Consider the following 13,337-nt stretch of genomic DNA (forward strand, 5'->3'; position numbering starts at 1 on the left):
ACCGACATGACGATGAAGATTGGCTGCGCCCCGTGCTGCTGGGGCGTCGACGACGTGAAGAACCCGCACCTGCCGCCGTGGCGGCAGGTGCTCGCCGAGGCCGCGCAGGCCGGTTACTCGGGCATCGAGCTGGGGCCGTATGGCTACATCCCGCTCGAACTGGACGTGGTGAGCGCCGAGCTCGAGCGGCAACGCCTGAGCATCACCGCGGGCACGATCTTCGACGATCTCGTGTCGCCGGAGAACCTGCCGAACCTGCTGCGCCAGACCCGCGACATCTGCGCGCTGATCACGCGGCTGCCCAGGCTGCCGACGCAGGACGGCCAGCGCCATGCGGCGCCGTACCTGGTCGTGATGGACTGGGGCCACGACGAGCGCGACTACGCGGCCGGGCACGGCGATCGTGCGCCGCGGCTGGCTGTCGGACGAGCGCTGGGCGCGGATGGTCGACCATATCCGGCAGATCGCGACGATCGCACGCGACGAATTCGGCGTGCGCGCGGTGATTCATCCGCACGCGGGCGGCTATATCGAGTTCGCGGACGAGATCGACCGGATCGTCGCCGATATTCCCGCCGACACGGCCGGCCTGTGTCTCGACACCGGCCACCTGCATTACTCGGGCATGGACCCGGAAACGTGGCTGCGCCGTCACGCGTCGCGCGTCGACTACGTGCATTTCAAGGACATCGACGCGGCCGTGTACGACGCGGTGATGGGCGAGCACATCGCGTTCTTCGCCGCGTGCGCGCGCGGCGTGATGTGCCCGATCGGCACCGGCGTGCTCGACTACCGCGCGATCCGCGAGGCGCTCGACGAGATCGGCTACGCGGGTTACATCACGATCGAGCAGGAGCGCGACCCGCGCAACGCCGGCACGAGCCTGCGCGACGTCGCCGCGAGCCGCGCGTTTCTCGCGTCGGCCGGTTTTGCATGACCCACTGAACACGCACCAGGAACACCACCATCATGATTGACGGACAGATTCTGCTTGGACATTCGATTCGCTGGGGCATGGTCGGCGGCGGGCTCGGCAGCCAGATCGGCTACAGCCACCGGTCGGCCGCGTTGCGCGACGGCAGCTTCCAGTTGCTCGCGGGCGCGTTCGACCTCGACCCCGAACGCGGCCGCCAGTTCGGCGTGAAGCTCGGCGTCGCGGCCGAACGCTGCTATCCCGACTACGCGACGATGTTCGACGCCGAGGCGCGGCGCCCGGACGGCATCCGCGCGGTATCGATCGCAACGCCGAACAACACGCACTTCGAAATCTGCCGCGCGGCGCTGAACGCGGGGCTGCACGTGGTCTGCGAGAAGCCGCTGTGCTTCACGACCGACGAGGCCGAGACGCTGCAGCGGCTGTCGGTCGAGAAGAACCGGATCGTCGGCGTCGCGTACGGCTATTCCGGACACCAGATGATCGAGCAGGCGCGCGAGATGATCGCGCGCGGCGATCTCGGCGAAATCCGCATCGTGCAGATGCAGTTCGCGCACGGCTTCCACAGCGAAGGCGTCGAGGCCGCGAGCGCGTCCGCGCGCTGGCGCGTCGACCCGAAGTTCGCGGGCCCGAGCTACGTGCTCGGCGACATCGGCACGCATCCGCTGTACATCTCCGAGGTGATGGCGCCCGAGCTGAAGATACGGCGGCTGATGTGTTCGCGGCAGAGCTTCGTGAAGAGCCGCGCGCCGCTGGAAGACAACGCGTTCACGATCATGGAATACGACACCGGCGCGGTCGGCTACGTATGGTCGAGCGCGGTGAACGCGGGTTCGATGCACAGCCAGAAGGTGCGCGTGATCGGCTCGAAGGCGAGCGTCGAATGGTGGGACGAGCATCCGAACCAGTTGCGCTACGAAGTGCAGGGCCAACCCGCGCAGGTGCTCGATCGCGGAATGGGCTATCTGCATCCGCACGCGTTGCGCGAGGATCGGATCGGCGCCGGGCATCCGGAAGGGCTGTTCGAAGCGTGGTCGAATCTCTACGCGCGCTTCGCGCTGGCGATGGATGCGGCCGATCGCGGCGACGCCGCCGCGTTGAAGCACATCCGCTATCCGGACGTCCATGCGGGCGTGGAAGGCGTGCGCTGGGTCGAGAACTGCGTGCGTTCCGCCGATGCGGGCGGCGTGTGGGTCGACTATCGCTGAGCAGGGCAGGCCGGTTGCGCCGCGCGCTGCCGTGGCGGCCGGCCTTGGTAGACACCCTGATCTTTACGGCGCCGCGAGAGCGTCGGACAATCGCTTCCAGTACCGCCGTGGAGCGTAGGCAAGTGATGATCGAGCGCGTGGGAGCGAGCGTGCGGCGCGGGCCGTGCCGCAAACGTGATTAAATTCGCCCTTCATGCATGTATCCAGGTGAGCCCCGGGCCGCGCCCGCCCGCATCGCGCGCGCATCGGGGCCGTCAACTTCGCGCTATCCGATGAGTTCATCCGAGAAACCTCCCGCCACCGTCGAGCAGTTCCTGCAGCATCTGACGCAGGAATACGACGGCCTCAGCAATCGCCTGAAGGTGATCGCGCGCCACGTGGAAACGCATCGGGACCAGCTTGGCCTGGAAGGCATCCAGTCGCTCGCGGAGGCGTGCGGCGTCCAGCCGTCGGCCGTCGTGCGCTTCGCGAAGCATTTCGGCTTCTCCGGCTTTTCCGAGATGCAGCGGCTGTTCCGCGAGGGGCTCGCGCAGCAGATCGCGCCGGGGCGCGCGTACAACCTGCGGTTGCGCGACGTGATCGAATCGGGCTCGTCGAGCCTGCAGCCCGAACAGATCGCCGACGAGTTCATCAAGGGCAGCATCGCCGGGATGCAGCAACTGCGGCAGACGCTCGATTCGCAGGCGCTCGCGCAGGCCGTCGACCTGCTCGCCGACACGCAGGCGATCTGGATCGCGGGCTCGCGCCGTGCGTTTCCGATCGCCGTGTACCTCGACTATGCGCTGCAGCACACCGACAAGCGCATCGGGCTGTTCAGCGCGCTCGGCAGCATGCATCTCGGGCAGATCCGCTCGGTGCGCGCGGGCGACGTGATGATCGTGATCTCGTTCATGCCGTATGCGGAGGAAACCGTGCAGGTCGCGCAGCAGGCCGTGCAGCGCGGCGCGCGGCTGATCGCGATCACCGACAGCCGGATGAGCCCGCTCGCGCGGGAAGCCGAGGTGACGCTGATGGTGCAGGACAGCGCGACGTTCGGTTTCCGCGCGCTGACGGCCACGATGGGCCTTGCGCAGAGCCTGTTCGTCGCGCTCGCGTACCGGCTCGAACTGTCGTATCTGCCGACCGCCGACGGCGCGCACGGCACGCAGGCCGGCTGAACGCGATGGCCGATGCGCCGCCCGCCGATCGATCGCGCGGGCGGCACAGCGGCGGACTTACTTCGCGGTCGGCATCGCGAATTCGGCGCCCTTGCCGATGCTCGACGACCAGCGCTGCATCACCGACTTCTGGCGCGTGTAGAAGCGCACGCCTTCCTCGCCGTACGCATGCATGTCGCCGAACAGGCTCTTCTTCCAGCCGCCGAAGCCGTGCCACGCCATCGGCACCGGAATCGGCACGTTGATGCCGACCATGCCGACCTGGATGCGCCGCGCGAATTCGCGCGCGATGCCGCCGTCGCTCGTGAAGCACGACACGCCGTTGCCGAATTCATGCGCGTTGATCAGGTCGACCGCTTCGCCGAAATCTTTCACGCGCACGCAGCCGAGCACCGGCCCGAAGATTTCCTCCTTGTAGATGCGCATCTCGGGCGTCACGTGGTCGAACAGCGTGCCGCCGGTGAAGAAGCCCGCCTCGCGGCCGGCCACACGCAGCCCGCGGCCGTCGACCACCAGTTGCGCGCCTTCGTTCACGCCTTGCTCGATGTAGCCTTCGATGCGCTTGAGCGCGTCGCCGGTGACGATCGGGCCCATCTCGACTTCCGGTTGCATGCCGTCGCCGATCACCAGCTTGCGTGCGCGCTCGGCCACCAGCGGCACGATCTTGTCCGCGACGTCGCCGACCAGCACCGCGACGCTGATCGCCATGCAGCGTTCGCCGGCCGACCCGTACGCGGCGCCGATCAGCGCGTCGACCGCTTGCTCGAGGTTCGCGTCGGGCATCACGACGAGGTGGTTCTTCGCCCCGCCGAGCGCCTGCACGCGCTTGCCCGACTGCACCGCGCGTTGCTGCACGTAGGCCGCGATCGGCGTCGAGCCGACGAAGCTGACCGCTTGTACATCGGGGTGGTCGAGCAGCGCGTCGACCGCGCCCTTGTCGCCCTGCACGACGTTGAACACGCCGGGCGGCAGCCCGGCCTGCGTGAGCAGGTCGGCGATGAACAGCGCGGCCGACGGGTCGCGCTCGCTCGGCTTCAGCACGAACGTGTTGCCCGTCGCGAGCGCGACCGGGAACATCCAGCACGGCACCATGCACGGGAAGTTGAACGGCGTGATGCCCGCGACGACGCCGAGCGGCTGGCGCATCGTCCAGTTGTCGATGCCGGTGCTGACCTGGTCGGTGAAGTCGCCCTTCAGCAGTTGCGGCACGCCGCATGCGAATTCGATGATGTCGATGCCGCGTGCGACTTCGCCCTGCGCGTCGGAGAACACCTTGCCGTGCTCGGCCGTGATGATCGCCGCGAGGGCGTCGCGATGCTCGTTCATCAGTTGCAGGAAGCGGTGCAGCACGCGCGCGCGGCGGATCGGCGGCGTCTCGGCCCAGGCCGGGAACGCGGCATGGGCCGACGCGACGGCCTGCTGCACTTCGCTGTCGTCGGCGAGCGCCACGCGGCGCACCGCGCGGCCGAGCGCCGGGTTGAGGACGTCCTGGAAGCGGCCGCTGCGGCCGGCGACGGGCGCGCCGTCGACATAGTGGCCGACGTCGGCGTCGGAGGTGTAAGCGGGAACCGGATTCATCGTGTCTCCTGGGGAATCGGGTGGGATGGACAGCACCCAGTCTAGGCAAACGCGCAGGGCGGGAGAAGGCCGCGAAACTTGATTCACTGTTCAGAATTCTGAATAATCGGTGGATGAATCAGCAAAATGTCCAGGCGCTCTGGCCGCATATCCATTCGCTGACGGTGCTGGCCGCGGCCGGCAGTTTCACGGCTGCCGCGCAGCGGCTCGGCATCAGCAAGGCCGCGATGAGCCAGCGCATCGCCGATCTCGAAAAGGCGGCCGGCGTGCCGCTCGTGCGGCGCACGACGCGCAGCGTGCGGCTCACCGATGCGGGCCAGACGCTCGTCGACAGCACGCGCGACGCGTTCGAGTCGATCGGACAGCACTTCGCGCGCGTGAAGGATCTGGCCGGCGAGCCGCGCGGGCTGCTGCGCGTGACGGTGCCGGTCGCGCTCGGGCGCCAGCAGGTCGTGCCGCACCTGCCCGATTTCCTGCGGCTGCATCCAGGCGTGCAGATCGAGCTCGACCTGTCGGACCGGCTGCATTCGCTGACGCAGGAAGGCTTCGACCTCGCGATCCGCCATACGACCACCGCACCGCAGACCCACGTCGCGTGGAAGCTGTGCGACACGCGCTCGCTGCTCGTCGCGAGCCGCGACTATCTCGACGCGCGCGGCGCGCCGCGGCACCCGAGCGAACTGGTCGAGCACAGCTGCCTGTGCTATCTGCGCGACAACGAACCGGCCGCCTGGAGTTTCGAGCCGGACGGCCGGCGGCGTCAGCGCGTGAGCGTGCCGGTGCGCGGCAGCTTCGCCGCGAACAACAGCGAGGCGATGCGCGAGGCCGCGCTCGGCGGGCTCGGTATCGCGCTGCTGCCGGATTTCAGCGCGCAGCGCGACCTCGACGCGGGCCGCCTGGTCACGCTGCTCGACGGCTGGCGGCCGTCCGGCGCGTTCGGCGACCACATCTTCGCGATCCGGCCGTACAGCCCGGTCGTGCCGAGCGCGGTGCGCGCGCTCGTGCGGCACCTGCGCGAACGGCTCGCGGGCGGCTTCTCCGGCGCATGAGCCTCGCGCCCGCGGGCGCCGGCCGGGGGCCGTCCGGGCAGCCGGGGCGGCGCTGCGGTAAAATCGCCGCTTCCTCCCGCGCCGCGTGTGGCGCGTCATTCGAAGGTCGACAGCCGATGCAGATTCACAAGGAAGTGGACGCGCGCGGGCTCAATTGCCCGTTGCCGATCCTGCGTGCCAAGAAAGCGCTCGCCGATATGGAAAGCGGGCAGATCCTCAAGGTGCTCGCGACCGATCCGGGTTCGCAGCGCGACTTCGCCGCGTTCGCGAAGCAGACGGGCAACGAGATCGTCGAATCGACGACGCAGGACAAGACCTTCGTGTTCCTGATGCGCCGCCGCTGACGGCGCGCCTCGCGGTGCCGGCCGCCCGGGCGCCGTACGGCCGCGCCGCGCCGGCCACGCTTCTCTGACAATTCTTAAACCTCGCTTCGCGACCGCCTGCGTATACTGACCCGGCCGGTCGTCCGCTCCCAGCGGATGCGCCGGCCACGGTACGTCGTACGGCGGGCACGGGGGCCATGCCTGGCGCTACCGTCGTACAACGGGGAGAGGACATGTCCTTCAGACCAGGGACCATTCGAAGTCCGTCCGAAGCGGAACGCAGCGTATCGGGGCTGAGCCGTATCGAGCTCGACCCGCAACAGGATCGCCACGCGCGTGCCGCGCTGGAGGCGTACGCGGATTCCGCCGCGGCCGAGATGCCGTGGCTGGCCGAGTGGCTCGACGAACGGCTGCGCGATGCCGCGCAGCGCGAGGGCTCGGGCCCGACTTACTGCGGTGCGACGATCGAGCGCGTGTTCGATCTGGCGCACGCGTGGGCGGCGAGCCAGCCGGACTACGCGGCCACCGCATGGGAGCGTGTGCGCGGGCAGTTGCAGCGGATGCTGGCACAACCGGCGCGTCCGGAGCGGCTGTCACCGCATGTGCCGGCCGACGATGTCGCCGAGCCGGCGACGGGCGTGGCGCGCGTCGACTAGGCGCCAGATTGCACGGCAGGAAGGATTATTCGAAGAAAAGACGGTAGTCCGCGCAATTTGTTGGCGAATTTCATACTACTATGATGAAATCGCCGGTTCGTCCGTGCCCCGTTTTTGAGATGCTTGGCCGGGGTCGCTGGTTTGCGCAGGTGGCGCGAGCGGCGAACGACGGCTCGACGGCCGATATCCGGACGCCGCCGCACACGTGTCGCGCGGCTGGATGAAGGCGGAGAGCTGAACTGGACGAATCGATTTCGATTTGCGGGGTGCTATGAGAATTGCTGTACTGGATGACGATCCGGCCCAGACGGATTTCGTCAGTCAAACGCTGACGGCCGTTGGCCATACGTGCTATGCGTTCAAGGAAGGCAAGGCCCTGAAGAAGCGTCTGCAGCGCGAGACGTTCGATCTGCTGGTCCTCGACTGGAACGTGCCCGACATGTCCGGCGAGGAAGTGCTGAAGTGGGTGCGTGCCAATCAGACCGAGCACAGCCTGCCGATCATCTTCATGACGAGCCGCGACGACGAGGCGGGGATCACGCAGATCCTCAACGCCGGCGCCGACGATTACGTGGTCAAGCCCGTGTCGGGCCCGATCCTGCGCGCGCGCATCGGCTCGCTGCTGCGCCGCGCGTATCCGGTCAACGCCGAGGCCACCGTTCGCGAATTCGATCAGTTCCGTTTCGACGTGAACCTGAAGCAGGCCTACGTCGGCGACAAGGCCGTGAGCCTCACGCAGAAGGAATTCGAGCTCGCGCTGCTGCTGTTCCAGCACCTCGACCGGCCGCTGTCGCGCGCCCATATTCTCGATCTCGTGTGGAAGCAGGCGACCGACATCCCGTCGCGCACGATGGATACGCATATCTCGATGCTGCGCACCAAGCTCGGCCTGCGGCCCGAAAACGGCTATCGCCTCGCGCCGATCTACGGCTACGGCTACCGGCTCGAACGGGTCGGCCAGGGAGAACCGGAGTGACCCGACACATCATGCAGCGCGCGGCGAACCTGCGCACGGCCGCGCTGCGCGCCGTCTGCGTGGCCGCGTTTGCGTTCGCCGCGCAGCATGCGGCCGCGCAGCCGGCGGCCGCGGCAGCAGGCAAGATGGTCGTGTATCGCACGCACGCGGGCGACACGCTGTACGACATCGCCGCACGCTACCTGCAAGGCACGGACGACTGGCAACTGCTTCAGCAGATCAACGGCGTGCCTGCGCCGAAGCGCCTGCAGCCCGGCATCGCGCTGAAGCTGCCGGTGGCGCGGCTGCGCAAGGAAAAGCTGACCGCGCGCGTCGTCGCGGTGCAGGGCGCGGCGGAACGCGCGTCCGGCAATAATGTCGCCGGCAATGTCTTCTCGCCGCTCGCGAGCGATGCGACGCTCGCCGAGGGCGATCGCGTACGCACGGGCCCGAACGGCTTTGTGACGCTCGAACTGTCCGACGGCACGCACATGAGCCTGCCGCCGGACAGCCAGCTCGACCTGAAGTCGCTGCGCCGCACGGTGCTGACCGGCACGCTCGATCGGGAGTTCGAACTCACGCGCGGCTCGGTCGAAAGCGAGGTCACCCACCTGAAGAAGCGCGACGACCGCTTCCAGATCCGTTCGCCGTCGGTCGTGGCCGGCGTGCGCGGCACGCGCTTTCGCGTGAACTACGACGCGGCCGGCACGGCGTCGACGCGCGTCGAAGTGCTCGACGGCACCGTCGGCGTCGCGGGCGGCCGCCAGTCGGCCACCCCGACGCTCGTGCATGCGAATTTCGGCAGCGTCGCGACGGCGTCCGGCGCGGTCGGCGCGCCCGTCGAGCTGCTGCCCGCACCGGCGCTTGCGCATCCCGACAAGGTGCAGGACGAGCCCGACGTCACGTTCGACGTCGCGCCGCTTGAACAGGCGCATGCGTACCGCGTGCAGCTCGCGCACGACGCGGGGCTGCTCGACCTGTTCCGCGAAACGCGTACCGATTCGCCGCGCGCGGTGTTCCGCAACGTGCCGAACGGAAACTACTTCGTTCGGGTCGCCGCGATCGACGCGAACGGCCTCGAGGGCCAGCCGCGCACGTACGCGTTCGAACGCCGCGCGATGGGGCTCGACGCGAGCGCGTCGCCCGGCGCGAGCGGCTACGAGTTCCGCTGGTCGCCGAACGGCGCGGGCAAGGGCGCGCGCTACCGGTTCGTGCTGTCGCGCTCGAAGGACCTGAGCGCGCCTGTCGTCGACCAGGTCGGCCTGCATGCGCGTCAGATCACCGTCGCGCACCTGCCGCCGGGCGACTATTTCTGGGCCGTGACCGTCGAGGAGTTCGAAGGCGGCAAGTTCTACGAGAAGACCAGTCCGGTCGGCGCGTTCACGCTGTCGCGCTGATCCGCGGCGCATGAAACCCGACTCCGTATCCCCGCGGCGGCATCTCGGCCGCCGCTTCCTGATCGAATGGATCGCGATCGGCTGCCTCGGGATCGCGGTGATTCTCGCGTGCGCGCTCGGCCGCCTGTCGGCGAGCGTCGACGGCCTGATCTACGACCGGCTGCTGATGCTGCGCAGCCTGCCGCTGTCGCCCGACGTGGTCGTCGTCGACATCGACAACCAGAGCGTGTCCGCGCTCGGCCGCTGGCCGTGGTCGCGCGACGTGCATGCGCGGCTGCTCGACACGCTGGCGCGCGCGCAGCCGGCCGCCGTCGTCTACGACGTACTGTTTACAGAACCGTCGCCGGAGGATCGCGCGTTCGCGGACGCGATGAGCCGCGTGCCGACCTTCCTGCCCGTGCTGCTGAGCCCCGAACAGGCGGACGGCTCGCGCGTGGTCGATCCGCCGGTGGCCGCGCTCGCGGCGCGCGCGGTCGGGCTCGGTCACATCAACCTCGAAGTCGACCCCGACGGCATCGTTCGCAGCGTTGCGCTGTTCGAAAGCGACGGCCGCGTGCGCTGGCCGCAACTGATGGTGCCCGTGTACCGCGCGATCCAGGCCGGCCGGCTGCATCCGGTCGGCGGCGTGCCCGGCGCCCACGCGCACGACCTGTCGCGCGACGCGAACGGCGAGGGCCGCTACCTGATCCCGTTCAGCCGCAACACGCCCGCCTATCCGACGCTGTCGTTCGACGACGTGCTCGAAGGGCGCGTGAAGCCCGATGCGCTGCGCGGCAAGATCGTCGTCGTCGGCGTGACCGCGTCGGGGCTGTACGACCGCTTCGCGACGCCCGTGTCCGGCGAGTTCGGGCCGCTCGCCGGCGTCTATATCCATGCGAACGTGCTCGACATGCTGGCCACCGGCAGCGCGATCTCGCCTGCGTCGGGCGCCGGCCTGTTCGCCGCGTCGCTGCTGCCGCTCGCCGTGCTGCTGGGCGGCTTCCTGATGCTGTCGCCGTGGCGCGCGCTGCTGCTGACGCTGAGCCTCGCCGCGCTCGCCGTCGTCGCGAGCCTCGCGCTGCTGGTCGAGGCGCGCATCTGGCTGTCGCCGGCGCCCGCGATCTTCGGGCTGATCGCCGTCTACCCGATCTGGAACTGGCGGCGCCTGGAAATGACGATGTCGTACCTGCGCCGCGAGCTGCAGCGGCTCGCCGACGAGCCGCACCTGCTGCCGGAGGCGCCGCGCACGCGCAACGTCGGCGGCGACGTGCTCGAGCGGCAGATGGCGCTGATGGCGCAAGCCGCGCAGCGCGTGCAGGACATGAAGCGCTTCGTGTGGGACAGCCTCGACAGCATGCCGGAGCCGATCTTCGTGACCGACCTGGCCGGCACCGTGCTGATCGCGAACCATGCGGCCAAGCGCTACGGGTCGCGTCTCGCGCTGCCGCTGCCGGAAGGGCGGCCGCTGCGCACCGCGCTCGGCGAGCTGACGTTCATGAAGACCGTCGACGGCAACGCCGACCACGATGCGGCGATCCGCGAACACTGGCCGGCCGCGCTCGACCCGACGCTCGAGGCCGAACACGACGCGATGGCGCGCGGCATCGAGGTGCGCGATCGCGACGGGCTCGACCATCTGTTACGCTACGCGGCTTGCACGAACGCGCAGGGCCGCGTGACGGGCTGGATCGCCGGCCTCGTCGACGTGACCGAACTGCACGCGGCGGAGCGGCAGCGCGAGGAAGCGCTGCACCTGCTGTCGCACGACATGCGCTCGCCGCAGTCGTCGATTCTCGCGCTCGTCGAGATCGAGCGCGACCGCGTCGAGACCGACGCGATGCGCGGGCTGCTCGCGCGGATCGAGCGCTATGCGCACCGTGCGCTGTCGCTGGCCGACGAGTTCGTGCAGCTGGCGCGCGCCGAGTCGCAGGCATACCAGCTCGAGACGACGAGCTTCGTCGACGTGCTGATCGATGCGAGCGACGAGGTATGGCCGCAGGCGCAGGCGAAGCACATCCGCATCGACACCGACGTCGGCACCGGGATGTGCTGGGTACGCGCGGACCGCTCGCTGCTCACGCGCGCGTTCGTGAACCTGTTGAACAACGCGGTCAAATACAGTCCATCCGATACCGTGATCACGTGTACGCTGGCGGTCGAGCACGCATCGAAACGGATGTTCTGTACGATTCGCGATCAGGGATACGGCATTGCGCCGGAAGATCAGCGGCATCTGTTCGAGCGCTTCAAGCGGTTCCATGCCGGCGAGCGGCCCGAAATCTCGGGTTCCGGGCTCGGCATGGCATTCGTGAAGACGGTCGTCACGCGCCATGGGGGCAGCGTGTCGGTCGACAGCGAGGTGGGTGTCGGCACCGCGGTGACGGTGTCGCTGCCCGCGATGGACGAGCCGTCCGCCTGACAGGGCCGGGCGCGACGGCAGGCATTTGGGGAAAGCCATGAGAAAGGAATGGGCAGCGGCCGCGCTGGCGGTGTCGCTGTTGACGGGTTGCGCCGGCGGCGTGACGAGCGGCGTGAGCGCGATCGGGCAGCCGAACGCGTTCGCGTCCGACGCGCACGGCTACGACATCGTGCGCACGGCCGCGCAGGCGGGCGACGCCGAATACCGGCAGATCGAGGCGCTCGTGCGCGACGAACTCGCGCACCGCGGCTTCGATGTGAAACCGCTCCCGGCCGCGCGCTACCGGCTGTCGATCGCGTATGCGACGCAGCCGGCGTCGGTCGCGGCAAGCGCCGCCGGGTGCGGCGCCGCGAGCAGCGCGTGCGTGACGGTTGACGGTCCGGCGCCGCTCCCCCTGCCGTTCATGGGGCGCGTGTACCGCCATGTGCTGACGCTGCGCTTCGTCGACGCGAAATCGGGCGCCGACGTCTACCGCGTGTCGGCTGCGCTGCGAGATCGCGATCCCGGCACGCAACAGGCTGCGCCGGCGCTCGTGAAGAGCGCGCTCGCGAAGGTGCCGTTCGGCGAAGGCGGCGGCTGGCTCGTCAAGACGAAAAAAGACGACGCGGGCGCAATGCCGGGCGTCGTCTTGGTGAAGCCGGCCGACGCGCGCTGAGCGCGGTGCGGCCGGTGAGGTGAGGGCGGGCTCGCCGCAGCGAGCCGTCGCGCCCTTGCCGCGTTCAGTCGGCCGGGTGGGCGCCGTTGCGCGAGCGCAGGTATGCGTCGAAATCCGTGCCGACTTCCGCATGGCGCAGCGCGAATTCGACCGTCGCCTTCAGGTAGCCGAGCTTGCTGCCGCAGTCGTAGCGCGTGCCCTGATACTTGTAGGCCAGCACCTGCTCGTCGGCGAGCAGCGCCTGGATCGCGTCGGTGAGCTGCAGCTCGCCGCCCGCGCCGGGCTTCAGCGCGCGCAGGTGCTCGAAGATCCGCGGCTTCAGGATGTAGCGGCCGACCACGCCGAGGTTCGACGGCGCGACTTCCGGCGCCGGCTTCTCGACGATCGCCGACATCTTGACGATCGACTCTTCCCACTCCTTGCCGTCGACGATGCCGTACGACTTCGTCTCCGACGGCGGGATCTCTTCGACGCCGATCACCGAGCTGTGATAGTGGTCGAACACGTCAACCATCTGCTTCATCACGGGCGGGTTGCCGTCGAGCAGGTCGTCGGCGAGGATCACCGCGAACGGATTGTCGGCCACGAGCTTTTCCGCGCACAGCACCGCATGGCCGAGGCCGAGCGCTTCCGGCTGGCGCACGTAGAAGCAGTCGACGTGGCTCGGCTTGATGCTGCGAACGAGTTCGAGCAGCTTCTCCTTGCCGCGCGCCTCGAGCTCGGCCTCGATCTCGTACGACTTGTCGAAGTGATCCTCGATCGCGCGCTTGCTGCGCCCGGTGACGAAGATCATCTCGGTAATGCCGGCGGCGATCGCTTCCTCGACCGCGTACTGGATCAGCGGCTTGTCGACGACCGGCAGCATTTCCTTCGGGCTCGCCTTCGTTGCCGGGAGGAACCGCGTGCCGAGACCGGCGACGGGGAACACCGCCTTCGTAACTTTCAACATGATCGAACCTTTATTTCTGTAATCGACTTGTCAGACGGTCTATGTTCACGTCCGCATTATAGTGAACGCAATCGACCT

Annotated in this window: 11 protein-coding genes and 1 pseudogene; 10 read left to right on the forward strand and 2 right to left on the reverse strand. The window is 68.7% G+C overall.

Annotated features, from left to right (window positions below; genetic code table 11):
• The first annotated feature begins 6 nt into the window (after nucleotides 1–6).
• The 3 genes and pseudogenes from WJ16_RS06915 (at nucleotide 7) to WJ16_RS06925 (ending at nucleotide 3,299) form a co-directional block, all read left to right on the forward strand.
• Nucleotides 7–937 (forward strand): annotated as a pseudogene (locus tag WJ16_RS06915) (TIM barrel protein).
• Between the two features lie 32 nt (nucleotides 938–969).
• The gene (locus WJ16_RS06920) at nucleotides 970–2,142 is read left to right on the forward strand and encodes a Gfo/Idh/MocA family protein (protein WP_069256426.1); all 1,173 of its coding nucleotides are present in this window, start codon (nucleotides 970–972) and stop codon (nucleotides 2,140–2,142) included.
• 272 nt (nucleotides 2,143–2,414) lie between these two features.
• Nucleotides 2,415–3,299, forward strand: a complete 885-nt coding sequence (locus WJ16_RS06925; protein WP_069256427.1) for a MurR/RpiR family transcriptional regulator — start codon at nucleotides 2,415–2,417, stop codon at nucleotides 3,297–3,299.
• A gap of 57 nt (nucleotides 3,300–3,356) precedes the next feature.
• On the opposite strand, the gene WJ16_RS06930 is transcribed toward WJ16_RS06925, so the two are convergent.
• The gene (locus WJ16_RS06930; RefSeq protein WP_069256428.1) at nucleotides 3,357–4,877 is read right to left on the reverse strand and encodes a CoA-acylating methylmalonate-semialdehyde dehydrogenase; all 1,521 of its coding nucleotides are present in this window, start codon (nucleotides 4,875–4,877) and stop codon (nucleotides 3,357–3,359) included.
• A gap of 113 nt (nucleotides 4,878–4,990) precedes the next feature.
• On the opposite strand from WJ16_RS06930, the gene WJ16_RS06935 reads away from it, so the two are divergent.
• From WJ16_RS06935 to WJ16_RS06965, 7 genes are all read left to right on the forward strand, one after another.
• Nucleotides 4,991–5,926, forward strand: coding sequence for a LysR family transcriptional regulator (locus WJ16_RS06935; protein WP_069256429.1), 936 nt, complete (start codon nucleotides 4,991–4,993; stop codon nucleotides 5,924–5,926).
• A gap of 116 nt (nucleotides 5,927–6,042) precedes the next feature.
• Nucleotides 6,043–6,270 (forward strand): sulfurtransferase TusA family protein, encoded by a 228-nt coding sequence (locus tag WJ16_RS06940; RefSeq protein WP_006402122.1) that lies wholly within the window; start codon nucleotides 6,043–6,045, stop codon nucleotides 6,268–6,270.
• A 212-nt stretch (nucleotides 6,271–6,482) separates the two neighbouring features.
• A complete protein-coding gene (locus WJ16_RS06945; protein WP_069256430.1) occupies nucleotides 6,483–6,905 on the forward strand; it encodes a peptidase in 423 nt (140 codons plus the stop codon).
• 271 nt (nucleotides 6,906–7,176) lie between these two features.
• The gene (locus tag WJ16_RS06950; RefSeq protein ID WP_006490421.1) at nucleotides 7,177–7,881 is read left to right on the forward strand and encodes a response regulator transcription factor; all 705 of its coding nucleotides are present in this window, start codon (nucleotides 7,177–7,179) and stop codon (nucleotides 7,879–7,881) included.
• Nucleotides 7,878–9,257, forward strand: coding sequence for a FecR family protein (locus WJ16_RS06955; RefSeq protein WP_069256431.1), 1,380 nt, complete (start codon nucleotides 7,878–7,880; stop codon nucleotides 9,255–9,257). Before WJ16_RS06950 ends, WJ16_RS06955 begins: the two co-directional genes overlap by 4 nt.
• A gap of 10 nt (nucleotides 9,258–9,267) precedes the next feature.
• A complete protein-coding gene (locus tag WJ16_RS06960) occupies nucleotides 9,268–11,655 on the forward strand; it encodes a CHASE2 domain-containing protein (RefSeq protein WP_069256432.1) in 2,388 nt (795 codons plus the stop codon).
• A gap of 37 nt (nucleotides 11,656–11,692) precedes the next feature.
• A complete protein-coding gene (locus WJ16_RS06965; protein WP_069256433.1) occupies nucleotides 11,693–12,310 on the forward strand; it encodes a DUF4136 domain-containing protein in 618 nt (205 codons plus the stop codon).
• Between the two features lie 64 nt (nucleotides 12,311–12,374).
• Here the strand turns inward: WJ16_RS06965 and galU are convergent, their stop codons facing one another.
• Complete coding sequence (gene galU / locus WJ16_RS06970) at nucleotides 12,375–13,259, reverse strand: UTP--glucose-1-phosphate uridylyltransferase GalU (protein ID WP_069256434.1); 885 nt, start codon at nucleotides 13,257–13,259, stop codon at nucleotides 12,375–12,377.
• Between the last annotated feature and the right edge of the window lie 78 nt (nucleotides 13,260–13,337).

The sequence above is a fragment of the Burkholderia metallica genome (assembly GCF_001718555.1).
Classification (GTDB): Bacteria; Pseudomonadota; Gammaproteobacteria; order Burkholderiales; family Burkholderiaceae; genus Burkholderia; species Burkholderia metallica.